The sequence below is a fragment of the Actinoplanes sp. NPDC051494 genome (assembly GCF_044454705.1).
GTDB lineage: Bacteria > Actinomycetota > Actinomycetes > Mycobacteriales > Micromonosporaceae > Actinoplanes.
In genome coordinates, this window is record NZ_JBITDZ010000012.1 from 250,920 (window position 1) to 275,880 (window position 24,961).

Below are 24,961 nucleotides of genomic sequence, written 5' to 3' on the forward strand. Positions count from 1 at the left end.
TATGACAGCTACCCGAGGAGTGCTCTTCGACGTCGACGGCACCCTGGTCGACACCACGTACCTGCATGCGGTCACGTGGTGGGAGGCGATCCGGCAGGCCGGCCACGACGTGCCGATGGCCGAGGTCCATCGCGGCATCGGCATGGGCTCCGACAAGCTGGTCGGCCATCTGCTGGGCGACGACGGGGACCAGGAGGAGTTGTCGGCCGCCCATGACGTGCTCTTCTCCGCCTGGTGGGAGCGCCTGCGCCCGCTGCCCGGTGCCGCGGATCTGCTGCGCGGGTGCGCGGACCGTGGCCTGGCGGTGGTGCTCGCGTCGTCCGCCAAGGACGAGGAACTGGACAAGTTGCGCCGGATCATCGGCGCCGACGATGTGGTCACCGCGGCGACGTCGTCGTCCGACGCCGAGGGCAGCAAGCCGGAGCCGGACATCCTGCAAGCCGCCCTCGACCGGTCCGGCGTCGACCCGGCGCACAGCGTCTTCGTCGGCGACTCGGTCTGGGACGTCCAGGCCTCGGCCCGGCTGGACATCCCCTGCATCGGCCTGACCTGCGGCGGCACCGGCGCGGCCGAGCTGACAGCGGCCGGCGCGGTGGAGACCTACGAGAATCCGGCGGCTCTGCTGGCCGCCCTGGACCGATCCGCGATCAAGCGCCTGCTCTGACCGGCCGCACCCAAGCGCCGGGTCAGGACCACTGCCGCACCAAAACACCCACCCACGGCCGCGCCGGGAAGGGACCCGGGGCCGGGCCGCGATCGAGCAGCCGTGCCGGCAGCGGCCGTCGCGCATGGATTGGCACCATGCGGGGCAGTCATTGCGCGTGCAACTTTCTGACCTCCTCTTCGCGGTCTTCGGTGTGGGTGCGCTGCTGGCCGGGATCCTGCCGCGGGTGCTCGAGCGCCGGCCGGTGTCCATGCCGATCGTCTTCCTGGCCCTGGGCATGGTGTTGTTCGCGCTGCCACTAGGGCTTCCGGACGCCGACCCGTTCGCCCATCCGGTCCTGACGCAGCATCTCACCGAGGTCTGCGTGATCGTCGCGCTGATGGGCGCCGGACTCAAGATCGACCGGCCGCTCGCCGGGCGGCGGTGGACCTCGACGTGGCGGTTGCTGGTCATCGCCATGCCGATCACGATCGGTGTGGTCGCGCTGCTGGGCTGGTGGTGGGCCGGGCTGGTCCCGGCGGCCGCGCTGCTGCTGGGTGCGGCGCTGGCGCCCACCGATCCGGTGCTGGCCTCGGATGTGCAGGTCGGTGAGCCGACCGGCGAGGAGGATTCCGAGGACGAGGTGCGGTTCGCGCTGACCTCGGAGGCGGGGCTGAACGACGGCCTGGCGTTCCCGTTCGTGTACGCGGCGATCGCGATGGCCACCGCACTGGTGACCCACGAGAGCTGGCTGGGCGAGTGGGCGCTCAAGGACGTGCTCTACAAGATCGTGGCCGGGGTGGCCGGCGGGCTGATCGTGGGCCGGCTGCTCGGCAAGCTTTTCTTCCAGGCCCGCAACCAGAGCCTGCGTCTCGCCAAGCATTCGGAGGGGTTCCTCGCCCTGGCCGCGACGTTCCTGGCGTACGGCCTGGTCGAGGTCGCCGGCGGCTACGGTTTCCTGGCCGTGTTCATCGCCGCCCGGGGGATCCGGTCCGCACAGCGGTCGCACGAGTACCACCAGGTGCTGCATGACTTCTCGGAGCAGATCGAGCGCCTGTTGACCGTACTGCTGCTGCTGTTGTTCGGTGGGGCCGTGGTCGGCGGCCTGCTGGGTCCGCTGACCTGGCCCGCGGCGCTGGTCGGATTGGCCCTTGTCCTGGTGGTCCGTCCGGTGTCAGGATTCCTTTCGCTCCACGGCGCCCCGGGCCGTCCGGCGGAACACTGGGTAATCGCGATCTTCGGAATTCGGGGTATCGGATCGTTCTATTACTTGGCGTACGCAATGAGCCACGCAACGTTTCCGGCGATGAATGTCATATGGGCGACAGTGGGATTCGTCGTCTTGGTGAGCGTGGTGTTGCACGGTGTTGCCGTGACGCCCGTGATGCGGCTTCTGGACCGATCCAATGAGCGCTCCCGCACCCCGGAAGAGCGACACGCTCAGTAACCGGGTTCACGCTTGGTAATCACCAGTCCGCAAAACCGTAGTTTATTTAGGACATTGAACCCGGACATGGTGGCGGAGCGTATTCATACCTGTAAAGTGATCGGCACCTCCCCCAAGGCCGGTAATCCACGGTGGACGAAGAAACGATGGACGACGAAAGGTGCGGCCGATGCGTTTACGGGGCTTTGCGCCGGGGACACCCTGCTGGGTCGAGCTGGCAAGCGCGGATCCCGCCCGAGCGGCGGAGTTCTACGCCCGGCTCTTCGGCTGGGAGCCGGCTGGTGACCGATTCAAACTGAATGGACGCGCCGCGGCCGGACTCACCCGTACGCGCGCCGACCGGCCCCAGGGCTGGATGACATATCTGACCGAGCACAGCATCGAGGCCTCCCTGCTGCGCGTCCAGGAGGCCGGTGGCCGCCTGGTCAGCGAGCCGGTCGAGGGACACGGCGGCCGTTCCGCAGTCATCGCCGACCCGGCCGGCGCGACGCTCGGCATCTGGGAGCCCCGCGACTTCACCGGCGCCCAGGTCGGCGGTGAGCCCAGCACGATGACGTTCCCCGAGCTGCTCACCGACGACGCCGCGGCCGCCGCGCGCTTCTACGGCCAGGCGTTCGGCTGGCTGCTGCGCGACGAGTACGGCAGCGACGGCACCCGCGGCGAGTGGATCACCACGGCGCACGACGCGATGGCCGGGCTCGCCCCGAGCCGTGGCGGCAGCTGGTGGCGGGCCGCGTTCCAGGTGGCCGACTGCACCGAGACCCTCGAGGACTGCCGGGCGTACGGTGGCACCGTGGTCTCCGGCGTCGCCGAGACCGGCTTCGGCACCTACGCCGAGCTGCTCGACCCGTGGGGCGTCCCGTTCTCGATCGCGGCCCCGGCGGCGATCCCGATCGAGTTGACTATGCAGATGAACGCGGTGTCAGGCATGGAGTTGACGTTCGGCGGGTACTGATACGCCTGTACGAAACATCGGCTTCATCGAGGAGGCACGCCATGGCGACGAGCGAGCAGGATCCGGCATCGAACACGATCAAGGACCCGGCGGACTGGACGACCGGTGACGAGCCGGCCACCGGGGCGCAGGAGTCGTACCTGCACACCCTGGCCTCCGAGGCGCACGTGGACGTGCCCGAGGACCTGACCAAGGCCGAGGCCTCCCAGCAGATCGACGTGCTGCGCGAGAAGTCGGGCCGCGGCCTGTAAGGAACCGTCCGGAGAAGGGCCAGCCACACGGCTGGCCCTTTTTCCTGCCGTTGATGTCAACTCTGGTTGACACGGTCGGACTGTCAACGTAGGTTGACACTCATGACCGAAGCAACGGACCTCGCCGCCGCCGCGGGCAGCACCGACCCCCGGGTCGGGCTCCGCGCGGTCGTGGCGCTGCGCCGCCTCCTGGAGGGCCTCGAGCACCTTCAGGTGGCCAACGCCCGCCGCAAAGGGTGGTCCTGGCAGGAGATCGCGGACGCCCTCGAGGTGACCCGCCAGGGCGTACACAAGAAACACGCCAACCGAGTGCCGATGCAGGACCCACGGGAGAGCTGACATGTTCGAACGATTCACGCACGCCGCCCGGGACGTGGTCATCCGCGCCCAGGCCGAGGCCCGCGACCTGGGTCAGAAGCCGATCGGCACCGAGCACATGCTGCTGGCCCTGCTCGCCGACCCGGCGGGTCCGATTGCCACCACCGCGGCCCTGACCGAGAGGGGGGTCGATGCCCGCCATGTCCGCGCCGAGCTCATCCGCCGGGTCGGCACCGGCACCGCCGACCCGGCCGCGTTCGGGCAAGCGGACGCCGCGGACGCCGAGGACCGCGAGGCGCTCAAGGCCATCGGCATCGACCTCGACGCCGTGCGCCGCACCATCGAGGAGAACTTCGGCCCCGGCGCCCTGCGATTGCCCCGCGACACGAAGCCGAGGCGCAAGGGACTGCTGAGCCGCTTCTCCAGCAGCGGTCACTCACCGTTCTCCGACCGCAACAAGAAGGTGCTGGAGCTTTCGCTGCGTGAGGCGCTGCGTCTCAAGCACAACTACATCGCGCCGGAGCACATCATGCTCGGGCTGCTGCGTGAGGGTAACGGCCTCGGCGCCCGGATCCTGGCGGAGGCTGGGGTCGACGTCGGCCGGCTGCGCGAGCAGGTGACCCGGTCGCTCACCGCTAAAGCGGCTTGAGAAGGCCGGTTCCGGGGTAACCAGGGCGCCATGACGTACCGGGTCGAGTACAACGGCGAGGGCCTCGAGGTCGCCACGCTGGATTCCGCGCTGGACAACGCCAAGCACGCCATCGCCACCGACGTCGGCGCGATCAGCGGCTGGTCGGTCGAGCACGACGAGTCCATCAACGACTGGTTCGTGCAGGGCGTGCTCAACGGCGAGCCGGTCGGGCCGACCGCGGTGGTGACCGGCCCGGAGCCGATGCTCGCGGTCCAGGAGTTCCCCCGGCACGCGCCGGCCGCCGCCGAGCGGGAGTCGCTGCGGATGACGTTCACCGGGGCGACGCCCGCGGAGGCACTCGGTCAGGCGGCGACGTGGCTGGCCGGGCGCACCGAGGTCCGTGACGTCGACGACCTCGGCTGGCACCCCACCAGCAGCGGTTACGAGCTGCGGATGTATTACCGCGGCTGATCGGCGACCGCCGCGAACAGCAGACGGTCGCACCACCGGCCCCGGATCAGGTAATGGTGCCGCAGCAGGCCCTCCTCGACCATGCCGATCTTGCGCAGCACCCCCGCCGACCCGGCGTTCTCCGGGTCACAGGTCGCGGTGACCCGGTGCAGGCCGAGCCGGTCGAGACCGAGTTCGAGCAGGGCCCGCGCGGCCTCGGTCGCAAAGCCCTGACCCCAGTGCTCGCGGGCGATCAGATAGCCCATCGTCGCGCGGCGGTGTTCCGCGCTCTCGATGTGCAGTTCCGCCGAGCCGATGAGAACCGCACCGCGGACCACCGCGAACCGGTAGGCCCGGCGCGGTTGCTCGACGTCGGACTGCAGCGCGAGACCGAGGAAGATGGCGGTCTCCTCCGGGGTGTTCGGGCCCCAGTCCATCCAGCGCACGATCTCGGGGTCGGACGCGAAGGCGTGCACCGCGGCGTGGTCGCCGGCCCGGAACGGGCGCAGCGTCAGGCGTGGGGTCGTCAGCTCCATGCCGGTGATTCTGCCGCCCAGGCCGCCAGCGCCGCCGCCCCGGTGATCTCGTCCAGGCCGATGATGGCCGCGCCCTGCAACGGGCCGTCGTCGCCGTGCACCGCGGCCAGCACGGCCGGCGGGTGCCCCTTGTGGAAGGCCATCAGGGCACCGAGGTACGCCTGCTCGAACGCGTCCGGGGCGGCCGCGCGCAGCAGCGGGGCCAGGCCGCCCAGGGTCACCACCTCCGGGTCACCGATGTTGACCAGCGCACCGGCCCCGTCGCCGAGCGCCGCCGCCACCCGGGACAGCGCCTCCCGCGCGGCCGGCTCCGGGGACGCCAGCACCCGCCGCGCGTAGGCGTACGGGTCGTCCGGCTCGGCGTCACGCAGGTGCCGGGCCAGGGCACGGCCGTCCACCGCGAGGTCCCAGCAACCCCGCGCACCGCAGGGACATCTCAGGGCACGATCGGCGTACGGCTGGTGCCCGTACTCGCCGCCGGCCCCGTGCGAGCCCGTCGCGGGGCGTCCGCCGACCGTGACGGTGCCGCCGATCCCGACGGTGACCAGCAGGTGCAGCGCCGTCGACGCGCCGAGGGCCGCGCCGGTGCGGGCCTCGGCCACCCCGGCCAGCGTCGCGTCGTTGCCCAGCAGCAGCGGCACCGGGGCACCCACCAGCCCCAGATCCACGTCGTGCCAGCCGAGCGTGGCCGATTGCACGAGCCGGCCGTCGTACACGGTGCCGGCGACCGCGAGGGAAACGGCCCGGACCCTTTTCCCGTACGCCGAGAGCACCGTCGCCACCCGTGCCCGGATCGCCGCGAGCACCGCCGACGGGGTTCTCGATCCGTGCCGGACCTCGGTCACGTCGTGCAGGCTGCCGTCCAGCGCGACCACCGCCGAGCGCCACCCCTCGGTGCGCAGCACCACCGCCAGCAGCACCGGGCCCTCGGGATGCGCGCCCAGGACCGTGGTCGGCCGCCCCCGCCCGGCCCGCGGCGCCGGGGTCTCGTCGAGCAGCCGCACCGCCCGCAGCCGCGCGGTGACCTCGGTGGCGAGCCCGCTGGCCAGCCGCAGGTCCTGCGTCATCGCGGCCCGGGTGCCGCCGGGGTGCTCGCGCACCCAGGTCAGCACCTGATTGCCGGTGTGCCAGCGTGCCTCGTCCGCCCGAACTCTTGCCACCGACCCCGTCCCTCCGTTTATCCTCGCGGTACGAGAATATTGGAGGAACCGTGGATCTCACCACCATCCGGGCCGTCCTTTTCGACATGGACGGCACGCTGGTCGACTCGGACGCCGCCGTCGAGCGCGCCTGGACCGTCTGGTCCGGCGAACACGGCGCCGACCCGGCCGCGGTCCTGGCCGTGTCGCACGGCGCCCCGGCCGAGCGCACGGTCCGGCTGGTCCGCCCCGACCTCGACGACGACCGGGTCCGCGCCGCCGCCGACCGCCAGCTCGAGCTGCAGTACGACGACCTCTCCGACGTGGTCGCCTGTCCCGGCGCGCACGACCTGCTGGCCGCGCTCACCCTGCCCTGGGCGGTCGTGACCAGCGCCGACACCCGGCTCGCGAAGGCGCGGCTGGGTGCCGCCGGCATCGTGGCGCCGGTGCTGGTGACCGTCGACGACATCAGCGCGGGCAAGCCCGACCCCGAGGGTTACCTGCGCGGTGCCGAGCTGCTCGGCGTCGACCCCGCCCGGTGCCTGGTGGTGGAGGACGCCGCGGTGGGCGTGACGGCCGGGCGCGCGGCCGGGGCCACCGTCGCCGCGCTCAAGGGCGTCGACGGCGACCTGCGCATCCGTGACCTCGGCGAACTCGCCCGGCTGCTGCCGCGATGACGGCCGTCTCCGCGCCGCCCCGCGGCCTGGCGCCGGTGCTGCAGGCGGGCATCGCGCAGGCCGCGCTCGGGTACGCGATCACCGGTCTCGGCGCGTGCCTCGTGCTGCTCGCCGGCGACCTGAAGGTGGCCCCGGAGGACCTGGCCTGGCTCCCCGCGACGTTCGGGTTCGGTCTGCTGCTGATCGCGCCGGCCGGGCCGTACGTGCTGCGGCACGGACCACGGCTGGGCATGGTCGCCGGAGCGCTGGCGCTGGCCGCCGGGATGTCCCTGCTCGCGCTGAGCCCCACCCTGCCGCTGATCGGGGCCGGCGCGCTGTTCATCGGCATGGGCGGTGCGGCGATCGTGCTGGTCACGCCGGTGGTCATGGCCGGGGCGGCGGCGCAACTGACGAAGGTCATCGGGGTGTCGAGCGCCGCGTCGGTGCTGGCCCCGGCGGCCATCGGCGGACTGGACGCGAGCGGGATCGGCAACGGGAGGATCGCGCTGCTCATGGGCGTACCCCCCTTGTTGTTGCTGGCCGTCGCCACCCGCCCGGCCGCACCGGTCGTCCCCGGCGGGAGCACCGCGCGGCCCGCCGTGGGGGTGACCGCGCGACGCTGGACCGTGGTGCTGCTGGCCGTCGCGGTCGAGTTCTGCTTCACGATCTGGGCGGTCGCCCGGCTGACCGGGACCGGACTGCCGGCCTCGCGCGCCGCCCTGCTCAGCATCGCGTTCCCGATCGGCATGGCGATCGGCCGGCTCACCGGTCCGCTGCTCATCGACCGGATCCCGATCGTGACGACCGGCGCCGTGGTGACCGCGGCGGGCGCGGTCACGGTGATCGTCGCCGGCGGTCCGGGGCCGGTGACCGCGGGGCTCGTGGTGGCCGGGCTGGGCGTGGCGACGCTCTATCCGATGACACTGGCCGGCCTGGTCGCGACGCCGGGCCTGAGCGCCGCGCACGCCGCGTCACTGGGCGCGCTCGCTTCCGGTACGGCCATCGTGGCCGCCCCCGCCGCCCTCGCGCGCCTGGGCGACGTGGTGGAACTCCGGCTGGCGTACCTGATCACCTTGCCTCTCCTGGCGCTGCTGCTCCTCCTGCGTCATCGGCGGTGAACACCACACCCCCTGGTATTTCAGATTTGAAAGAGTTACTGTCTCTGTCATGGCCGAACCACTGGACGCCCGCCGACAGAGCATGTGGCGGGCCTACATCGACAGCTCGTGGGCGCTGCAGACCCTCCTCGAGGACGAGCTGCGCGCCGCGACCGGGCTGAGCATGGCCGATTACCACGTGCTGGTGGTGCTCTCCGAATCCCCCGGGCACCGGCTCCGGATGGGCGAGCTCGCCGGCCGGATGGTCTTCTCCCCCAGCCGGGTGACCTACCAGATCACCTCGATGATCAAGCGGGGCCTGGTCCGCAAGCAGAGCTGCCCGGACGACGGCCGCGGCCAGGAAGCCGTCCTCACCGACGCGGGGATGGCGGCGCTCGAGGCCGCCGCCCCGCAGCATCTGGCCACCGTCCGCGACTCCTTCGTCGACGACCTCGACGACACCGAGATCGCCGCCCTCACCAGCATCTTCACCCGGTTGGGCCACAACCTGCGCCCGGCCGCTCTCTAAGGGGAACGCCCATGCCCGCGATCACCGTCGACGACGTCCTGGTCCTGCCCCGCCTGCCGCGGCTCGACCCCGCCACCACGAAATACCGCCCGGTCCGCCGCCTGACCACCGCGCCGAGCGGTTACGAGGGCGAGGGCTTCCCGGTCCGGCGCGCGTTCGCCGGCGTGCCCGTCAACGAGCTCGACCCGTTCATCCACCTGGACCAGATGGGCGAGGTCGACTACGCGCCGGGCGAGCCCAAGGGCACCCCGTGGCACCCGCACCGCGGCTTCGAGACCGTCACGTACATGATCGACGGCACCATGGACCACCAGGACTCCCTCGGTGGCGGCGGCTCCATCACCAACGGCGACACCCAGTGGATGACCGCGGCCAGCGGCATCCTGCACATCGAGGCGCCGCCGGAGCAGCTCGTCACCAGCGGCGGCCTCTTCCACGGCATGCAGCTCTGGGTCAACCTGCCCCGTGCCGCCAAGATGATCACCCCGAAGTACCAGGACATCCGCGGCAAGGAGTCCTCCCTGCTCACCACCGCGGACGGCGGCAGCCTCATCCGGGTCATCGCGGGCGAGGTCGGCGGGCACTCCGGCCCCGGCTCCACGTTCACCCCGATCAACCTGGCGCACGTCACGCTGCAGCCGGGCGCCCAGCTCGACCTGCCGTGGCAGCCCGACTACAACGCGCTCGTCTACGTGATGGCCGGCCGGGGCACCGTCGGCGTCGAGAACCGCCCGATCCAGATCGGCCAGCTCGCCGCCCACGCGGCCGGCGACGCCCTGCGCGTCAACGCGGCGGCCACGCAGGACACCAACATCCCGGCGATGGAGCTGTTCATCATGGGCGGCCGCCCGATCCGCGAGCCGGTGGCCCACTACGGCCCGTTCGTGATGAACACCAAGGAAGAGCTCAAGCAGGCCTTCGAGGACTTCCAGAAGGGCCGGCTGGGCACGATCCCGCACACCAGCTGACCCGAGGCCGGCTGAGCTCAGGCCGGCTGAGCTCAGGCCGGCTGAGCTCAGGGCAGCTCGACCAGGCCGGTGTGGTCGTCGAACGGCAGATCGCCGCCGGCCACCGCGGTGATCATCAGCTCCGGCATGGTCAGCATGCCGGACAGCGTGGTCGCCAGCGCGGTGTCGGCGGCGTCGCGGCCGGTGGCGATCCGGATCAGGCTCTGCCGCGGCGCGAGCCGGGTCGCGTCCCACACCGTCCACCGGCCGTCGATCGCCGCCTCCACCACCAGATGGAAGTCCATCGGGGACAGACCCGGCGCGTACACGGCGGCGACCCGGGCCGGGATGTCGCGCGCCCGGCACAGCGTCGCGACCAGGTGCGCGTAGTCGCGGCAGACCCCCCTGCCGTCCAGCAGCGTGTCGGCGGCGTCGGTGCTCGGGCCGCTGCTCCCCACGGTGTAGACGACATGACGGTTAACCCAGGACGCGATCTCCCGTACGGTGTCAGCGGCGTCCTTTGTCATGAATTGCTGAATGGCGAACCCGGCGAGCCGGTCGGACGGGCAGTACCGGCTCGGGCGCAGCGCGACGACCCGCTCGATCGGCGTGACGTCGGCCGGTCGTGGCAGCGTGAGCGGCACCTGCGCCGCGTAGGTGACGGTGAGCGTCCCTTTCGGAGCGTGCACGAGGTGCTGACGCCCGGGCAGCTCAACCACCTCGACCTGCTGCCCGGCGTTCGACACCGTCAGGGTCTCGTGCAGCGGCGCCTGGGCGGCGATCTGCAGCACGATCTCCGCGGGCTCGGTCACGTCGAAACCGAGGGTGCTGCCGACCTGGGAGGTGTCCACGGCACCAGGTTATCCACCGGGCGCGCCGGAAAAACGTCGCAGGCGTTACGGTCCATCGCGTGAACCGGATCGTGACCGTCGTGCTCGCCGACACCTCGGGAGAGGTGCTCGGTGCGTTGCCCGCCTTCGAGACCGAGGTGCCGTGGTGGCAGGAGGTGGGTGACGTCGTCAGCGCCGTCCGGGCCCGGCACGGCCTCGACGTCACGGTGCTGCGCCTGCTCGGCGCCGGCCACGAAGCCCCACCGGGCGGGCCGGTCACCTACCTGGCCCAGGTCGCCGGGCCGGTGACCGTGGCGCTGACACCGTTCACGACCGACGCCTCGCCCGACCCGTCGCGCGCGCCGTGGGCGGTCCCCGGTGGCCCTGCCGCGTCGATGAGCTGGGCGCTGTCGGTCCTGCCCGACGTGGCCGCCACCCAGGTACGCACCTGGAACCTGTCGGCGCTCTGGCGGCTCGAGGCGGGCGGGCAGCCGGTGGCCTGGCTCAAGCAGATCCCGGCCTTCCTCACCCCCGAACCGGCCGTGCTGCGGTTGGTCGCCGGGTTCGCCCCCGCTCTGGTCCCCGAGGTGCTGGCCACCGGCGACGAGGGCCGCAGCCTGCTCACGCACGTGCCCGGCGAGGACGGGTACGGCGCCGGCACCGCGTTCCGGGCCGGGATCGCCGCCGACCTGCACCCGGTGCAGGATCACTTCGCCGGCCGGCTCGGCGAGCTGCTCCGGGCGGGCGTGCCGGACCGGCGCGCCGGCCTCGACCGGATCACCCGGGCCGCCGCGCCCTGGCTCGACCACGTCCGCGGCCTGGACGACCTGCTCGACGAACTCCCGGCCCGGCTCGCCGCCGTCGCGGCCTGCGGCCTGCCCCCGACCCTCGTCCACGGCGACCTGCACCCCGGCAACGTGCGCGCCCGGCCCGACGGAAGCCGCGTCATCGTCGACTGGGGAGACTCGTTCGTGGGCGACCCCGCGTTCGACATCCTGCGCCTGACCGAGGACGTTCCCGCGGAAGCACCCGAGCTCATCTCCGGGTGGGCGGCCCGGTGGCGGGAGTCGGTGCCCGGCTGCGACCCGCAGACCGCGGTCGAGCTGATCCGGCCGGTGGCCCGGTTGCGGGCGGCGGCGCAGTATCAGGACTTCCTGGACCACATCGAGGACGCCGAACGGCCCTACCACGAGAACGACGTGCCGGAATGCCTGCACGCCGCGGTCGAGGCCGCCCGCCCACGGCACACGTCCTACCGTGGGAGGCGTGACCGAACTGGGACGCCGCCTCGTGGGCGAGATCGAGCATGACGGCGTCACGCTGACGCCGGCCCTCGCGCGGGCGTTCGCCACCGTGCCCCGGGAGACGTTCGTCGCCGGGGGCTTCCACCGCCCGGACGGCACCTGGGCCGGCCCGGGGAGCACCGGGTTCCTCGACGCCGTCTACCGCGACGCCGTGCTCGTCACCAAGCTCGACGACGGGACCCCGGTCAGCTCCTCCAGCCAGCCCGCACTCATGGCCATCATGCTGGAGGCGCTCGGCGTGCGACCCGGCGACCGGGTCCTGGAGATCGGCACCGGTACCGGTTACAACGCCGCCCTGCTGGCCCGGCTCGGCGCGACGGTGACCAGCATCGACGTCCAGGACGACGTGGCCGCCCAGGCCCGGCTCGCCCTGGCCCGGGCCGGCGCCACCGGCGTCGAGGTCCGGGCCGGCGACGGCTACACCGGCGCCCCGGGCCACCACTTCGACCGGGTGATCGTCACCGTCGGCGTATCCGGCGTCTCCCCCCACTGGCTGTCACAGACCAGGGCCGGGCCGACCGGCCCGGTCGAGACCGGCGCGGTCGTTGTTCCCGTCGCGCATGGTGGGACCCATCCGGTGCTCGCCGTCCGGGGCTCCGCGGGCGGCCCGGTGACCGCGTCGGTGGTCTGCGCCGCGGGCTTCATGAGCGCGGCCGGCCCCCTGGCCGCACGGCACCCCGCGAGTCACCCGGCCCCCGCGGTGGTCGCCGGCCTCACCGAGGTCGCTCCGGCGCGCTGGACGGAGCCGCTGGACCCGGCGGGGTACCGCGACCTCTGGTACGCGGCCGGCGTCTGGAGCACCCGGGCCACCCAAGCGGCCCTGCCCGGCCGGCCGCAGAGCACCCTCGCCCTGATCGACCACGACGGCACCGGCGGCGGTGCGGCGATCCGGCCCGACGGCGGGATCGTCGCCGGCGGACCGCACGCCGGCCGGCTCGCCGCCGAGGCCGCCATGGTCCTCGACCGCTGGGAGTCCGCCGGCCGGCCGCCGATGCGGGCGTGGCACGTCACGCTCGAGCTCGCCGGCGACCACCGCGACCCGATCTGGGTCCCGGCCGGCTGGGCGCTCGCACCCCGGTAGGCGTTACGAGGGGAACGAATCCGGGTCCACGTCGCTGGTCGACGCGTTGCCGCCGATCACCGGGGTGAGCGTGATGGTCCAGATGGAGGACGAGGTCGACGTCGTCGAGAACTCGAACGTGTCGTCGAACTTGCTGAACGAGCAGTCCCGGGTGAAACCCTTCTTCGCGGCGTTCCAGTCCACACCCGACGCGGTGTAGATGCGGTACGTGCCGTCCCGGATGCCCTTGGCGGTGAACGACTTGCCGCTGCGGACGTACACGGTGAGGACCGGTTTGGGCTTCTTGCCCTTCGCCGGGACCAGCGAGATCGTGGTGTCGTCCGCGCCGTTCTCGACCTTCAGGTGACCGAGGCCGCCGCTGGAGGTCCGCTTGACGAAGTTGCCGTTCTTCAGGCGGCGCTTCTGGTCCTTGGGGGCGGCCGGCAGGAAGCTGCCGAACTTGTACTTGCCGTCGGCCGACGAGAGCTTCCTGGCGCCCTTGCGGATCCCGTCGGCCCAGCCGGACTGCAGCACCTCGGTGATCGGGGACGCCGCCGGGCATTCCGCCCGGGCGTCCGCGGTCTCCTCGACCATGTCACCGAGCCGTTCCAGGTCGCCGGCGAGCTGGGTGTTCACCCCGTCGGCGCCCGCCGGGGGTGCGGTCGCCCGCAGCTTGGCGGCCTCGGCGCGGATGCCGGCCACCGCCCCCGGTGCCGCTTTCGTGAACGCCTTCGCGTCGGCGTTGGTGAGCCGGCCGAACGTGCCCTTGAGCGCGGCGTCCGACCGGGCGAGGATCTGCGCGTACTGATCCGGGCTGGTCGCCGGCGCGGTGGTCGGCACCGTCGTGACCGGGGCGGCGGGCCCGGTGGTCGTGGTGGTGGTCGCGGGGGTCAGCGTGTCGGCCCGGGCGACGTCGTTCTTGTCGTCGTCGCCGGTCATCACGCGGATCACACCGCAGCAGCCGAGCACCAGCAGGGCGGCCACGCCGAGGCCGATGATCCGGTTACGCCGCCCGGACGTGGGCGCTGCCGAGGGACCGGTGGCCGCGAGCGGCGGATACTGCGGGGCGCCGGAGACCGGGGCCGGGAACGGAGCGGCCACCCGCACGGTGACCGCGACCGGGCCGGCCGTGGACTGCACCCACAACACGGCACCGTCCACCGTGCCCGCGGGCACGGTGATGGTCAGTGAACCGTGACTCGGTGACCAGAGTGCTCTTGTCGTGCCGGCCGCTGCTTCCGCCGGCGGGATCTCGATGAACGCGCTGCTGTAACCCGGCTCCCCCGTCATAGGGAAAAGTATGGATGAGGCGGCCCGGTGCGCGCTGCCCCCGATGTGTCAATTATCAGGCCATGAACAGCATGGCCCCGACGCCGAGGAGCACCAGCACCAGCATGGTGATCAGCAGCCCGCGCTCCGAGGCGTCGGCGGCGGGGGCGGCGGTCGTGATCATGGGCTCAGTGCTCATCGGGTGTGTCCTTCGGCGCGAGGGGGTAGGAACAGCTCCGGGTCGCCGCAGTGACGGCCGGGGGAGGTTGTCCGCATGACGCTGGAGGATTGGTTCCTGACCACCGGGGAGCGGGGCAACCCGGACTCCGAGATACCCACGTGGTGCGAAGGAAACACCGCTGAACCGTTGTTTCATGGCAAAAATTATTTCGACCGGCTGGTGGACGAGGTCGAACAGCTGAGTGAGGGCGACCACCTGTTCTTCACCGACTGGCGCGGCGACCCGGACGAACGGATGCGCGACGACGGCCCGACCATCGCCGAGCTGTTCGCGGCGGCCGCCAAACGCGGGGTCGTGGTCAAGGGCCTGCTGTGGCGTTCGCACGTCGACAAACTCGCCTACAGCGAGGAGGAGAACCGGGACCTCAGCGAGGACATCGCGGCCGCGGGTGGCGAGGTCCTGCTCGATCAGCGGGTACGCCGTGGTGGCTCGCACCACCAGAAGGTCGTCATCCTGCGGCACCCGGACGAGCCGGAGCGCGACATCGCCTTCGCCGGCGGCATCGACCTGTGTCACAGCCGCCGGGACGACGAGCGGCACCTCGGCGATCCGCAGGCGATCGCGATGGCCTCCGCGTACGGTGACCACCCGCCCTGGCACGACGTGCAGCTGGCACTGCGCGGACCGGTGGTCGGCGCCCTCGATCTGACGTTCCGGGAGCGGTGGACCGATCCGGTGCCGCTGGACCAGCACGGGCCGATCTCCACCGTGACGGACAAGCTCCGGCACGCCGACCTGCGCGCCGACCGGCTGCCGCCGAGGCCCGCCGACCCGCCCGCGACCGGGACGCACAACATCCAGGTCCTGCGCACCTATCCGGCGATGCGCCCGCCCTACGGTTTCGCGACGCTGGGTGAGCAGAGCATTGCCCGGGGTTACACTAAGGCCATCAAACGGGCACGGCGGCTGATCTATCTCGAGGATCAGTACCTGTGGTCGACCGAGGTCGCGCAGCTGTTCGCCGAGGCCCTCACCGACAACCCCGAGCTGAACCTGATCGCCGTCGTGCCCCGGCACCCCGACGTGGACGGCCGGTTCGCGCTGCCGCCCAACCAGATCGGCCGCCAGAAGGCCATCGACCTGTGCCGGAGCGCCGCCCCCGACCGGGTGCACATCTTCGACGTGGAGAACCATGTCGGCACCCCGGTATACGTACACGCCAAGATCTGTGTCATCGACGACGTGTGGGCGAGCGTCGGCAGCGATAACTTCAACCGCCGGTCCTGGACCCACGACAGCGAACTGTCCTGCGCCGTGCTGGACGACACCCGCGACGAACGGGCGCCGTCGGACCCGGCCGGGCTGGGCGACGGGGCCCGTGCCTACGCGCGGAACCTGCGGCTCTCCCTCATGCGCGAACACCTCGACCTCTCCGCGGACCAGGACCTTCTGGACCCCGACGCCGCGGTACGAACAGTGCGCACCGCCGCCGGAAAACTCCTCGACTGGCATCGTGACGGCGAGAAGGGCCCGCGCCCGCCGGGACGGTTGTCGCCCCACGACCCGGAGAAGCTCCCCTGGTACCAGCGATTCTGGGCGGCCCCGGCGTACCGGTTGATGTACGACCCGGACGGCCGTTCGTGGCGGGCCCGCAAGGCCGGCGAATGGTAGGGCTGGGTATACCCCGGGACTAGGTCTGGACGGCTGGTCCGGCCCGGTCCCGCTCGCCTACCGTGACGCTGTGTCCATAACAGAAGCCCCGTTCCGTGCCCTGCTGGACCGCCGGTACCTGCTCACCGGAGCACCGTGGCGGGCCCTGCTCTACACCGTGACCGCCCTGCCGTTCGCAGGACTCGCCGGCGCGGCCACTGGCCTGCTGACCCTGCCGTACCTGGCGGCGGTCACCCGGATGCGCGACGGTGCCGCACCGACCGGCGCCCTGGTGTTCCTGATGGCCGTCGCACTGGCCCTGGTCGCCGGTGCCGGCCCGCTGGTGGCGATCCCGCTCGCCGCGATCGAACGGGCCCGGCTCGCCCTGCTGGACCCGCGGCCGCTGACCTCGCCGCACCCGCCGGCCCCGGCCGGGCCGGCCGGGTGGCTCCGGGCCCGGTACACCGAGGCCGCCACCTGGCGCGAACTGCTCTTCGGGCTCTTCCTCGGCACGGTCGTCCCGGCCGCGTACTCGCTGGTGGCGTTCCTGCTGGTGATCGACGCGGGGCTGCTGCTCAGCCCGTTCCTCGCCGGCACGGACGCCCTCGGTCTCACGATCGGTTCCTTCACCGTACGCACCACCGCGCAGTCCGTACCGTTCGCGCTCGGCGGGATCATGCTCATCCCGGTCATCGGCTACCTCGTCGGAGCGATCGCGGCCGGCCAGGCCGCCGTCACCAGGGCCCTGCTCGGCGACCGCAACGCCGTCGCGCTGCGCGAGGTCGCCCGGTCCCGGGCCCGCCTCGCCGACGCGTTCGACCTGGAACGCCGCCGCATCGAACGCGACCTGCACGACGGCGCCCAGCACCGGCTCACCAGCCTCACCCTGCAACTGGGCATGGCCCGGCTGGACGTACCCGAGGACTCCCCGGCCGCCGTCCCGCTCAACCAGGCCCACGACCAGGCGAAGGAACTGATGGTGGTCATGCGCGACCTCATCCACGGCATCCGCCCGCAGGCGCTCACCGACCTGGGCCTGCCGGCCGCGCTGCGCGAACTGGCCGGCCGGTCACCGCTCCCGGTGCTCGTGACGGTCGCGGACGGCGTGCCCCGGCCCACCGAGCAGATCGAGGGTACGGCCTACTTCGCCGCCTCCGAGGCCCTCGCCAACGTCGTCAAGCACGCCGGCGCGACCCGGGCCGACCTGCTGCTGGCGCGGGCCGGCGAGGTGCTGGTCCTCGAGGTCCGCGACGACGGCCGGGGCGGCGCGGACCCGGCCGGCGGCACCGGACTGACCGGGCTCGCCGACCGGGTCGCGGCGGCCGGCGGGCGGCTCCTGCTCTCCAGCCCCGAAGGCGGCCCCACCCTCATACGTGTCGAACTTCCCTGGGCCGCGACGTCCCCCCGGAAGGTGCTCGCATGACGCGGGTGGTCCTGGCCGAGGACGGCGTACTCCTGCGCGAAGGTCTGTCCAGTGTGCTCGGCCGCTTCGGCTTCGAGGTGGTGGCAGCCGTCGGCGACGCCGAGGAACTCGTCGCGGTGGTCGGCGAACACAGCCCCGACCTGGTGGTGACGGACATCCGCATGCCCCCCGACTTCCGCGACGAGGGCCTCCGGGCCGCGGTGGCGATGCGCCGCATCCGCCCCAGCCTGCCCATCGTGGTCCTCAGCCAGTACGTCCAGGAGGAATACGCGACGGCCCTGCTGGCCAGCGGCACCGGCGAGGCGGTCGGCTACCTCCTCAAGGACCGGGTAGCCGACGTCCACGACTTCGTGGCATCCCTGCGAACGGTGGCAACCGGAGGCACCGTCGTAGACCCGGAGATCGTCCGCCGCCTCCTGCGCCGCCCCCCGGACCCCCTGGCCACCCTCTCACCCCGCGAACGGGAGGTCCTGTCCCTGCTGGCCGAAGGCCACTCCAACTCAGCCATCGCCGCACACCTCTTCGTAACCGAAGCCGCCATCGGCAAACACGTAGGCAACATCTTCGCCAAACTAAGCCTCCCCCCAGCCGACAACACCAACCGCCGCGTCCTGGCCGTCCTCACCTACCTCAGCGCCTGACCCCACCACCGCACCCCACCACCCGCTCACCGCCCCGCCGGCGACCCACCAACCGCACGCCTGCCATATCTGCCCACGCCCACACCTACCCACGCCTGCCCGTCCGCGCCTGCTGCCTGCTGCCTCCTGCGCCTGCCCTTCGTGCCTGGCAGCCGGGCTGCCCCGCCTGGCAATCCGCCGTCTGCCCTTAGACCAAAAGTCACACTTCCGAACCCCCCGACACCGCCACCAATTCCCTGCCGCGCCGGGCCGATCCAGATCGCACTCGACAGACCGAGACCATAACCGCCGACCGAGGCACTGTTCGAACATCGATCCGTCAAGCCAAGGATCTATACCACTGCCAAGAACCGATCCGAAAAGCCATTCTCACTTGATCAAAATTTCTCACCAAATAGGTGCACGGGCGGTCGACAGATCGCCCACTGACATCAACGTACGCCTCTCCAGCGCGACACGCCCAACGTAGCCACCCTCTTCTTCTGTCGCTCTTTCGTCAGTGAGCTTCAGCACGTCACGATGGCATATGTCCTTCATGGACCAATAAACTGAACACTGCTCCGATTGGTGTCCGCAGACGGGACGAGGCATCATTGAACGCATGGGGCAGTTGCAGATCTTCACACCGATGCAGGTCTCTAAAATGCGCGATCCAACCCTGTCGCGCAACTATTCCCCGTCCCGCGCAGAGTTCCGCCGAGACCATGCGGAGCGCCGCGCCTGGGGCAAATACCGACTCCACGTGGCGCGCGCTTGCGAGTTGCGCTCGCTACGCGGTGACGAGTGGGCGAAGTGCGCGATCAAACGTTTCTGGGCCGAATTGATGCGGGCCCTACAGGCACTTCCCGCGCCTGAGTCCACACGCGCATCCAGGCCCGCGCCAGCGCGTAACTCAACGGCTCCGGGCGAGGCTTCAGGCCCGGCCCGAACTCTCGCCTCTGATCCGGCTCGAACGCCAGCTCCCGCGGAGGTTCCTGTACCTACCCGGATTCCAGCCCCTGCCAAGGCACCCACTCCTGCCGGAACTCGGGGCCCCGCTCCTACTCGGGCCCCGTCCCTCACCCGGCCCTCCATCCCGGGCAAGACCCCGACTCCCACCCCGGCCGCGGCCTCCGCCAGGACCCCCGTTCCTGTCAGGACCAGAGGTCCCGCCCGAACCCGGACTCCAGCCCCGGCTCCGACCCCCGCTCGCGCCCGAGCACTCGACCCCGTTCCAGCCCCGCCCGCCGCTCTGCCTCCGCCCCCTGCCCTCGCTCCGACCCGGGCTTTCGATCCGCTCCGAGTCCTCGCTCTCGCCCGGAGTCCGCACCCCTTGTCGTCGGCGGCTCGGGGTGGGATCGAGAATGGGGCCCAGGTCGCCGCTGGGTCGAAGGCAACGGCGGCCGGCAGCGGGCTCAGGCGGCCATTCACCGGGGTGCCGAGATCGAGCCGAGGCCGGGGCCAGATCAGAGCCAGAGCCAGGCTCGGCGTCACGGCCAGGCTCGGCGTATGGCCAGGGACGGCGTCACGGCCAGGCTCGGCGTATGGCCGGGGACGAGGCCGGGTCCATGGCCAGGGCCAGGGCAGCCCCAGAGCCAGAGCCGTTTCGTCTGTGTGGCGGTCCGGGTTCAGCTGCTTGCCGCGGTCCGCGGGGGTGTCACAGCTGGCAGCGGGATCGTTTCATTGACTGAAAGGCCACTGTGGCGCGCTGCTCTTGTCCGGGCGCCTGTTGCTTCGGTATCGGACCGGGTGTTGCCGGCCAGGCGCAACCTGTCACGCGGAACCTGCCGTCGGTCCTGATTACGTCGGTGTGCGGGGTCGGGTGGGCATGACTGTGACGATGGATGGGGGCAGCCACCGGGTGCTTCGGACGCGTGCGGGGCACGCGCCGGGGAGCACGCAGCGGGTCGTATACGGGATCACCGGTTGGGCCGGGGGCAGCGACGGGGGGCTTATGTTGTCGCTTCGTAGCGGGCTCTCAGGACTGCTGCGTCCGGGTGGCCGTGGAGGCGGAGGCGGGCCATGCCGCCGTCCGGGAAGATGTCGAGGCGGACGTGGGTGGCTACCGGGACCACCGGGATCGGGAAGCGGTGGCGGGTGTCCGGGCTCAGGCGGATCTGGGGCAGCAGGTCGAACCAGTCGTCCGGGTCGTCGAGCAGGCCCACCCGGGCGTCGATGCCGCGCAGGGTGGCGCTGCCCGGGGCGTTGCCCTTGAAGTGGCTGGTGTCGAGTTCGGCGAGTTCGATCACGGCGGGGGCAACCAGTTGTACCAGGACCCAGTCGTTGCCGTCGTCTCGGCGGCGGGAGGTTTCCCAGCCGTCGCCCATGGAGCGGGCCAGACCCGGGTTGATCATGTGCTGGGGGTGGCCGTAGAACATGTTGCTGCAGCTGGCGATGCGGGCTCCGTGCTCGGCGGCGGCGACGTCGAACACGCTCGGCAGCAGGGCCGGGTCGGGGACCACCTCGCCGTGTACGCGCAGCCGGGCCACCCCGCCGTCCGGGAAGATGTTGAGGCGTACGTGGGTGAACCGTTGCCGGGAGTCGACGGTGAACAGGTTCTGGCTGTCGCCGGCGAGCGGGGACCTCGGCACGAGCGGCACCCACGTGGCGTCGGCGAGCTGGCCGGCGTCCGGGTAGCCCTCCATCGCGCAGCCCTCGAGCGAGGCGGCCGGCGGATAGTTGCCGGTGAAGAACGCGGTGTCGATGTCGACGCCGTGCACCACGCCGGGGGCGCCGAGCCGCACGATCACCGTGTCGTATCCGGGTTCGCGGCGCCGCCGGGTCTCCCACCCGTCGTACACCTGCCCCTTCTGCCCGAAGGTCTGGGGTGCGAAGACCGGGCTGCCCGGCTCGACCAGGTGGTCGGCGGCCGCGAAGAACTCGTCGTTGGCGAACACCACCCCGCCGCCGTAGACGCGCGACGCCAGGTCGGGCAGCATCGTGAACTCTTCCATCAGGAAACCTCCCGGGTGAGGAAGCGGCCCAGCGGCGACTGGCCGGTCACCGGCTGCCCGCGCAGCCAGGTCGTGCGGACAAGCCCGGTCAAGGTCTTCCCCGCGTACGGGGTGACCGGGTTGCGATGATGCAGCGCTTCCGGATCGACGACGAAGGTGCCGTCCGGGTCGAAGGCGACGAGGTCGGCGTCGGCGCCCACCGCGAGCCGGCCTTTGCCGGTGAGCCCGACCAGGTCGGCGGGCCGCCGGGCCATCCAGTCGACGACGGCGGCGAGCGAGTGGCCCCGGTCCCGGGCGGCGGTCCAGATGACCGGCAGCCCGAGCTGGACCGAGGCGATCCCGCCCCACGCGGCGGCGAAGTCCCCGGTGTCACGGCGTTTGAGGTCCGGCGTGCACGGCGAGTGGTCGCTGACGACGCAGGTGATCAGCCCGTCGGCGAGCGCCGCCCACAGCTGGTCGCGGTTGGCGGAGTCCCGGATGGGCGGGCAGCATTTGAACTCGGTGGCGCCCTCGGGGATCTCGTCCGCGTCGAGGGTCAGGTAGTGCGGGCAGGTCTCGGCGGTGACCCGCAGCCCGTCGGCTTTCGCGGCCGCGATCAGGGGCAGCGCCGACGCGGCGGACAGGTGCAGGATGTGCACCCGCGCCCCGGCGACCCGGGCCGCGGCGATCGCGGTGGCGACGGCGGCGTGTTCGGCGTCCGGGGGGCGGGAGGCGAGGAAGTCACGGTACGCCGCGGAGGACACCGCCGCGTGCAGGTGATCGGGGTCCTCGGCGTGGATCACGAACTGGGCGTCGACGGCCGCGAGGGCCTCGGCGAGCTGGTCCGGGTTCAGCGGCGGGAACTCGGGGACCCCGGAGTCGGCGAGGAACGCCTTGAACCCGTACACCCCGGCGTTGTGCAGTGCGGCCAGCGAGCCGGCGTTCCCGGGGATCGCCCCGCCCCAGAATCCCACGTCGACGTGGATCTGCCCGGCGGCGGCCCGCTGCTTGATCCGCAGCGCTTCCACGTTCACGGTCGGGGGCAGGCTGTTGAGCGGCATGTCCACGATGGCGGTGACCCCGCCGGCGGCGGCCGCCCGGGTGGCGCTGGCGAAGCCTTCCCATGCGGTGCGCCCGGGCTCGTTGACGTGCACGTGGGTGTCGACCAGCCCGGGCAGCAGGGCCACGTCGCCGAGGTCGATGTCCTCCCCCGCGTCCACCGCCGCGTCGTAGGCGCCGACCGCGACGATGCGGCCGGCCAGCACGCAGACGGACGCGGGCCGCTCCCCGTCGGGGGTGACAGCACGCCGGGACCGCAGCACGAGATCGACCATGGTCCCGAGCCTAACCGCCCAGCGTTGCCGGACGGCTACGTCGAGCGAAGCAGTTCCTCCCGGGTAAAGGCGACGTCGCCGGGGGCCAGGGCCCCGCAGTCGAGGCCGCGCAGCAGGTAGGTCGCCAGGGCCCGGGCGGTCGCCGGTTCGTCGAGGATGCCGCCGGCCTGGCGGTCGAGGTAGCGGCGCAGACGCAGGACCGCCGCGTCCGTGCCGTCGGCGAAGAAGGCGTAGGTGGCGGCGAAGCGGGTGGGCAGCTGCGCCGGGTGCAGGTCCCAGCCCTGGTAGTAGCCGCGTTCGAGGGAGCGGCGCACGAGCCGGTGGTGCAGGGCCCAGGCCTCGTGGACCGCCACGTCGGTGCCGACCGGGAGGATGTTGGTCGAGCCGTCGGAGAGCCGGACGCCGGTGCCGGCCGCCGCGGCCTGCATGACCGCTTTGGCGTAGTCGGCGACCGGGTGGTCCATGGCCTGGTGGGCGGCGGCGACGCCGGCGGCCGCGCTGTAGTCGTACGTCCCGTAGTGCAGGCCGGTGCAGCGTCCGGCCGCCGCGGTGATGAGGCGGGCGACGGTGGCGGTGCCGTCGGCGCCGAGGACCGCGGCGGGGAGCTCGATCTGGATCTCGAAGCGCAGCGTGCCGGCCGGCAGGGCGTGGGCCCGCTCGAGGCGGTCGCAGAGCGCGACCATCGCGGTGACCTGGTCGGGGCCGCTGACCTTGGGCAGGGTGATCACGAACGGGTCGGGGTAGTGCGTGAGCCACAGGTCGAGGGTGCGCAGGGCCCGGTGCCGGGTGGGGGCTTCCAGGGATTTGATCCGCAGGCCGAGGAACGGCGGCCGGGGGCCGTCGAGCAGCGTCGCCACGGCCTGTTTGACCGCGGCGTCCTCCTGGTCGTCGTCGCGGACCCCGTACCCGTCCTCGAAGTCGACGCGGAGGTCCTCGATGGGTTCGGTGGCGAGTTTGGCCCGGACGCGTTCCTCCAGGGCGGCGGGGAACGGCAGCGGCGGGTGCTCGTCGAGCGCCGCCAGGGCCCGGGGTCCCCACTCGCGGAAACCGGTGATCCGGTCGGCCGGGATGTACACGGTGTGCACCGGCTGGCGGCCGGGGCGCTCGCCCGGGTAGCGCGAGCGCAGGAACGCGTCGTGACCGGCGAGCGAGTCGTCGAGCGCCGCGTAGTCGTCGTCGGTGAGCCGCACGGTCAGTCGATCGCTTCGTAGGCGACGGTGGTCAGGAAGTCGGCGAAGTCGTCGGCCAGCGCGACCCGTTCGAACAGTTTGCGGGCCTCGTCGAACCGGTTGCCCGCCGGCTGGTCGATCTTCGCGAGCTCTTCGTCCTCAATCCGGGCGACCAGCTCGGCGGTGATCGGGGTGCCGTCGTCGAGCCGCACGTCGTTGTGGATCCACTGCCAGACCTGGGACCGGGAGATCTCGGCGGTGGCGGCGTCCTCCATGAGGTTGAAGATGGCCACCGCCCCGTTGCCACGCAGCCAGGCCTCCAGGTACTGCAGCGCGACGGAGACGTTGGACCGCAGGCCGGCCTCGGTCACCACGGCGCCGAGCGAGGCCACGTCGAGCAGCTGCTCCGCGGTGACGGTGACCTCGGAACGCGTACGGTCGAGCTGGTTGGTCTTCTGGAAAGCGTCGAAGCAGATGGGTACGAGGTCGGGGTGGGCCACCCATGATCCGTCGAAGCCGTCCCCGGCCTCGCGTTGCTTGTCCTCGCGGACCTTGGTCAGCGCGACCTCGTTGACCGCCGGGTCCCGGCGGCTGGGGATGAACGCGGCCATGCCCCCCATCGCGAACGCGCCGCGCCGGTGACAGGTCGAGACCAGCAGCTCCGAGTACGCCCGCATGAACGGCGCGGTCATCGTCACCGCGGCCCGGTCCGGCAGCACCATCGCCGGGTTGTCGCGGAAGTACTTGATGATGCTGAAGAGGTAGTCCCAGCGGCCGGCGTTGAGGCCGGAGATGTGCGGGCGCAGCGCCCAGAGGATCTCGTCCATCTCGAACGCGGCCGGGATCGTCTCGATCAGCACGGTGGCCCGGATCGTGCCGACCGGGATGCCGAGCGCCTCCTGGGCGTGGGTGAAGACGTCGTTCCAGAGCGCCGCCTCGTGGTACGACTCCATCTTGGGCAGGTAGAAGTAGGGGCCGCTGCCCCGGGCGACCAGCTCGGCCGCGTTGTGGAAGAAGTAGAGCCCGAAATCGACCAGGGCGGCGACCGCGGGGGTGCCGTCGACGGGCAGGTGCCGCTCGTCGAGGTGCCAGCCCCGCGGGCGCATGACGATCGTCGGGTACGGCCCGTCGCCGAGCTGGTACGTCTTGGCCGGGGTCTCCAGCGACACCGTGCGCCGGATCGCGTCGTACAGGTTCTGCTGGCCGTCGAGCACGTTCGCCCAGTGCGGGGTGTTGGCGTCCTCGAGGTCGGCGAGCCAGACCTTGGCGCCGGAGTTGAGCGCGTTGATGGTCATCTTGCGCTCGGTGGGGCCGGTGATCTCGACGCGGCGGTCGCTCAGGTCGGCGGGCGCCGCCGGGACGGTCCAGTCGCCGGCCCGGATCTCCGCGGTCTCGGGCCGGAAGCCGAGCGTCTCACCGGCGGCGATCTGTGCGCGGCGCTCGGCGCGGCGGGCGAGCAGCTCGTCGCGCCGGGGGCGGAAGCGCCTGGTCAGATCGGCGACGAACGCGACTGCCTCGGCGGACAGAATCTCGGTCACGGCGGACGACTCCCCTCGGCGAAGCGATACGCGAACACCGTATCGGGAAAC

Annotated in this window: 23 protein-coding genes and 2 pseudogenes; 16 read left to right on the forward strand and 9 right to left on the reverse strand. The window is 71.9% G+C overall.

Annotation, left to right across the window (positions count from 1 at the left end; genetic code table 11):
- Position 1: 1 nt before the first annotated feature.
- The 7 genes from ACIA6A_RS34150 to ACIA6A_RS34180 all read left to right on the forward strand — a co-directional run bounded on the left by ACIA6A_RS34150 (position 2) and on the right by ACIA6A_RS34180 (position 4,716).
- Positions 2-664 carry an HAD family hydrolase gene (locus ACIA6A_RS34150; RefSeq protein ID WP_396102100.1) on the forward strand — a complete coding sequence of 221 codons (663 nt, stop codon included), beginning with the start codon at positions 2-4 and terminating at the stop codon, positions 662-664.
- Positions 665-821: 157 nt separating this feature from the next.
- The gene (locus ACIA6A_RS34155; RefSeq protein ID WP_396102101.1) at positions 822-2,090 is read left to right on the forward strand and encodes a cation:proton antiporter; all 1,269 of its coding nucleotides are present in this window, start codon (positions 822-824) and stop codon (positions 2,088-2,090) included.
- Between the two features lie 169 nt (positions 2,091-2,259).
- Complete coding sequence (locus ACIA6A_RS34160) at positions 2,260-3,045, forward strand: VOC family protein (RefSeq protein ID WP_396102102.1); 786 nt, start codon at positions 2,260-2,262, stop codon at positions 3,043-3,045.
- Positions 3,046-3,086: 41 nt separating this feature from the next.
- Positions 3,087-3,296, forward strand: a complete 210-nt coding sequence (locus tag ACIA6A_RS34165; RefSeq protein ID WP_396102103.1) for a DUF3072 domain-containing protein — start codon at positions 3,087-3,089, stop codon at positions 3,294-3,296.
- A 102-nt stretch (positions 3,297-3,398) separates the two neighbouring features.
- Positions 3,399-3,635 (forward strand): helix-turn-helix domain-containing protein, encoded by a 237-nt coding sequence (locus tag ACIA6A_RS34170; RefSeq protein WP_396102104.1) that lies wholly within the window; start codon positions 3,399-3,401, stop codon positions 3,633-3,635.
- Between the two features lies 1 nt (position 3,636).
- Entirely contained in the window at positions 3,637-4,263 is a 627-nt protein-coding gene (locus tag ACIA6A_RS34175) for a Clp protease N-terminal domain-containing protein (protein WP_396102105.1), read from the forward strand.
- A 30-nt stretch (positions 4,264-4,293) separates the two neighbouring features.
- Positions 4,294-4,716 carry a hypothetical protein gene (locus tag ACIA6A_RS34180; protein ID WP_396102106.1) on the forward strand — a complete coding sequence of 141 codons (423 nt, stop codon included), beginning with the start codon at positions 4,294-4,296 and terminating at the stop codon, positions 4,714-4,716.
- Here ACIA6A_RS34180 and ACIA6A_RS34185 read toward each other — a convergent pair.
- Together ACIA6A_RS34185 and ACIA6A_RS34190 are read right to left on the reverse strand one after the other, a co-directional pair.
- Positions 4,704-5,231, reverse strand: coding sequence for a GNAT family N-acetyltransferase (locus tag ACIA6A_RS34185; protein WP_396102107.1), 528 nt, complete (start codon positions 5,229-5,231; stop codon positions 4,704-4,706). The genes ACIA6A_RS34180 and ACIA6A_RS34185 overlap by 13 nt on opposite strands.
- A complete protein-coding gene (locus ACIA6A_RS34190) occupies positions 5,222-6,391 on the reverse strand; it encodes an ROK family protein (RefSeq protein ID WP_396102108.1) in 1,170 nt (389 codons plus the stop codon). Before ACIA6A_RS34190 ends, ACIA6A_RS34185 begins: the two co-directional genes overlap by 10 nt.
- A gap of 50 nt (positions 6,392-6,441) precedes the next feature.
- Here ACIA6A_RS34190 and ACIA6A_RS34195 point away from each other — a divergent pair, with 50 nt between their 5' ends.
- The 4 genes from ACIA6A_RS34195 to ACIA6A_RS34210 are packed head-to-tail and all read left to right on the forward strand — an operon-like array spanning position 6,442 to position 9,620.
- Positions 6,442-7,047: an HAD-IA family hydrolase gene (locus tag ACIA6A_RS34195; RefSeq protein WP_396102109.1), complete on the forward strand. Its 606-nt coding sequence runs from the start codon at positions 6,442-6,444 to the stop codon at positions 7,045-7,047.
- Positions 7,044-8,144 carry an MFS transporter gene (locus tag ACIA6A_RS34200; RefSeq protein WP_396102110.1) on the forward strand — a complete coding sequence of 367 codons (1,101 nt, stop codon included), beginning with the start codon at positions 7,044-7,046 and terminating at the stop codon, positions 8,142-8,144. The genes ACIA6A_RS34195 and ACIA6A_RS34200 overlap by 4 nt, the downstream gene beginning before the upstream one ends.
- 49 nt (positions 8,145-8,193) lie before the next feature.
- Positions 8,194-8,652, forward strand: coding sequence for a MarR family winged helix-turn-helix transcriptional regulator (locus ACIA6A_RS34205; protein ID WP_396102111.1), 459 nt, complete (start codon positions 8,194-8,196; stop codon positions 8,650-8,652).
- An 11-nt stretch (positions 8,653-8,663) separates the two neighbouring features.
- Positions 8,664-9,620 (forward strand): pirin family protein, encoded by a 957-nt coding sequence (locus tag ACIA6A_RS34210; protein ID WP_396102112.1) that lies wholly within the window; start codon positions 8,664-8,666, stop codon positions 9,618-9,620.
- 47 nt (positions 9,621-9,667) lie between these two features.
- Here ACIA6A_RS34210 and ACIA6A_RS34215 read toward each other — a convergent pair whose 3' ends face one another.
- Positions 9,668-10,450, reverse strand: coding sequence for a transglutaminase family protein (locus ACIA6A_RS34215; protein WP_396102113.1), 783 nt, complete (start codon positions 10,448-10,450; stop codon positions 9,668-9,670).
- Positions 10,451-10,509: 59 nt separating this feature from the next.
- On the opposite strand from ACIA6A_RS34215, the gene ACIA6A_RS34220 reads away from it, so the two are divergent.
- Positions 10,510-11,739 carry a phosphotransferase gene (locus ACIA6A_RS34220; RefSeq protein ID WP_396102114.1) on the forward strand — a complete coding sequence of 410 codons (1,230 nt, stop codon included), beginning with the start codon at positions 10,510-10,512 and terminating at the stop codon, positions 11,737-11,739.
- Positions 11,696-12,814: a protein-L-isoaspartate O-methyltransferase gene (locus ACIA6A_RS34225; RefSeq protein WP_396102115.1), complete on the forward strand. Its 1,119-nt coding sequence runs from the start codon at positions 11,696-11,698 to the stop codon at positions 12,812-12,814. The genes ACIA6A_RS34220 and ACIA6A_RS34225 overlap by 44 nt, the downstream gene beginning before the upstream one ends.
- A gap of 3 nt (positions 12,815-12,817) precedes the next feature.
- Here the strand turns inward: ACIA6A_RS34225 and ACIA6A_RS34230 are convergent, their stop codons facing one another.
- Together ACIA6A_RS34230 and ACIA6A_RS34235 are read right to left on the reverse strand one after the other, a co-directional pair.
- Positions 12,818-14,083, reverse strand: coding sequence for a hypothetical protein (locus tag ACIA6A_RS34230; protein WP_396102116.1), 1,266 nt, complete (start codon positions 14,081-14,083; stop codon positions 12,818-12,820).
- Between the two features lie 55 nt (positions 14,084-14,138).
- Positions 14,139-14,261, reverse strand: coding sequence for a hypothetical protein (locus ACIA6A_RS34235; protein WP_396102117.1), 123 nt, complete (start codon positions 14,259-14,261; stop codon positions 14,139-14,141).
- A 75-nt stretch (positions 14,262-14,336) separates the two neighbouring features.
- On the opposite strand from ACIA6A_RS34235, the gene ACIA6A_RS34240 reads away from it, so the two are divergent.
- The 3 genes and pseudogenes from ACIA6A_RS34240 to ACIA6A_RS34250 all read left to right on the forward strand — a co-directional run.
- The gene (locus ACIA6A_RS34240; protein ID WP_396102118.1) at positions 14,337-15,914 is read left to right on the forward strand and encodes a phospholipase D family protein; all 1,578 of its coding nucleotides are present in this window, start codon (positions 14,337-14,339) and stop codon (positions 15,912-15,914) included.
- A 70-nt stretch (positions 15,915-15,984) separates the two neighbouring features.
- On the forward strand, positions 15,985-17,316 hold the full coding sequence (locus ACIA6A_RS34245) for a sensor histidine kinase (RefSeq protein ID WP_396102119.1): 1,332 nt from the start codon (positions 15,985-15,987) through the stop codon (positions 17,314-17,316).
- Positions 17,313-17,977: pseudogene (locus ACIA6A_RS34250) on the forward strand (response regulator); the annotation flags it as partial. The gene ACIA6A_RS34245 and the pseudogene ACIA6A_RS34250, both read left to right, overlap by 4 nt.
- Before the next feature lie 1,911 nt (positions 17,978-19,888).
- On the opposite strand, the gene alc reads toward ACIA6A_RS34250, so the two are convergent.
- The 4 genes and pseudogenes from alc to aceB form a co-directional block, all read right to left on the reverse strand.
- A complete protein-coding gene (alc, locus tag ACIA6A_RS34255; RefSeq protein WP_396102120.1) occupies positions 19,889-20,890 on the reverse strand; it encodes an allantoicase in 1,002 nt (333 codons plus the stop codon).
- Positions 20,890-22,203 (reverse strand): allantoinase AllB, encoded by a 1,314-nt coding sequence (gene allB, locus ACIA6A_RS34260; RefSeq protein WP_396102121.1) that lies wholly within the window; start codon positions 22,201-22,203, stop codon positions 20,890-20,892. Before allB ends, alc begins: the two co-directional genes overlap by 1 nt.
- 35 nt (positions 22,204-22,238) lie before the next feature.
- Positions 22,239-23,393 (reverse strand): DUF6986 family protein, encoded by a 1,155-nt coding sequence (locus ACIA6A_RS34265; protein ID WP_396102122.1) that lies wholly within the window; start codon positions 23,391-23,393, stop codon positions 22,239-22,241.
- A gap of 2 nt (positions 23,394-23,395) precedes the next feature.
- Positions 23,396-24,937, reverse strand: a pseudogene (aceB, locus tag ACIA6A_RS34270) (malate synthase A); the annotation flags it as partial.
- Positions 24,938-24,961 lie beyond the last annotated feature (24 nt).

Coding starts and splice junctions, on each gene's coding strand:
- ACIA6A_RS34240 (WP_396102118.1), top strand. CDS start 14,337: ATGACGCTGGAGGATTGGTTCCTGACCACCGGGGAGCGGGGCAACCCG.
- allB (WP_396102121.1), bottom strand. CDS start 22,203: ATGGTCGATCTCGTGCTGCGGTCCCGGCGTGCTGTCACCCCCGACGGG.
- ACIA6A_RS34230 (WP_396102116.1), bottom strand. CDS start 14,083: ATGACGGGGGAGCCGGGTTACAGCAGCGCGTTCATCGAGATCCCGCCG.
- ACIA6A_RS34205 (WP_396102111.1), top strand. CDS start 8,194: ATGGCCGAACCACTGGACGCCCGCCGACAGAGCATGTGGCGGGCCTAC.
- ACIA6A_RS34150 (WP_396102100.1), top strand. CDS start 2: ATGACAGCTACCCGAGGAGTGCTCTTCGACGTCGACGGCACCCTGGTC.
- ACIA6A_RS34170 (WP_396102104.1), top strand. CDS start 3,399: ATGACCGAAGCAACGGACCTCGCCGCCGCCGCGGGCAGCACCGACCCC.
- ACIA6A_RS34165 (WP_396102103.1), top strand. CDS start 3,087: ATGGCGACGAGCGAGCAGGATCCGGCATCGAACACGATCAAGGACCCG.
- ACIA6A_RS34160 (WP_396102102.1), top strand. CDS start 2,260: ATGCGTTTACGGGGCTTTGCGCCGGGGACACCCTGCTGGGTCGAGCTG.
- alc (WP_396102120.1), bottom strand. CDS start 20,890: ATGGAAGAGTTCACGATGCTGCCCGACCTGGCGTCGCGCGTCTACGGC.
- ACIA6A_RS34200 (WP_396102110.1), top strand. CDS start 7,044: ATGACGGCCGTCTCCGCGCCGCCCCGCGGCCTGGCGCCGGTGCTGCAG.
- ACIA6A_RS34180 (WP_396102106.1), top strand. CDS start 4,294: ATGACGTACCGGGTCGAGTACAACGGCGAGGGCCTCGAGGTCGCCACG.
- ACIA6A_RS34235 (WP_396102117.1), bottom strand. CDS start 14,261: ATGAGCACTGAGCCCATGATCACGACCGCCGCCCCCGCCGCCGACGCC.
- ACIA6A_RS34210 (WP_396102112.1), top strand. CDS start 8,664: ATGCCCGCGATCACCGTCGACGACGTCCTGGTCCTGCCCCGCCTGCCG.
- ACIA6A_RS34175 (WP_396102105.1), top strand. CDS start 3,637: ATGTTCGAACGATTCACGCACGCCGCCCGGGACGTGGTCATCCGCGCC.
- ACIA6A_RS34185 (WP_396102107.1), bottom strand. CDS start 5,231: ATGGAGCTGACGACCCCACGCCTGACGCTGCGCCCGTTCCGGGCCGGC.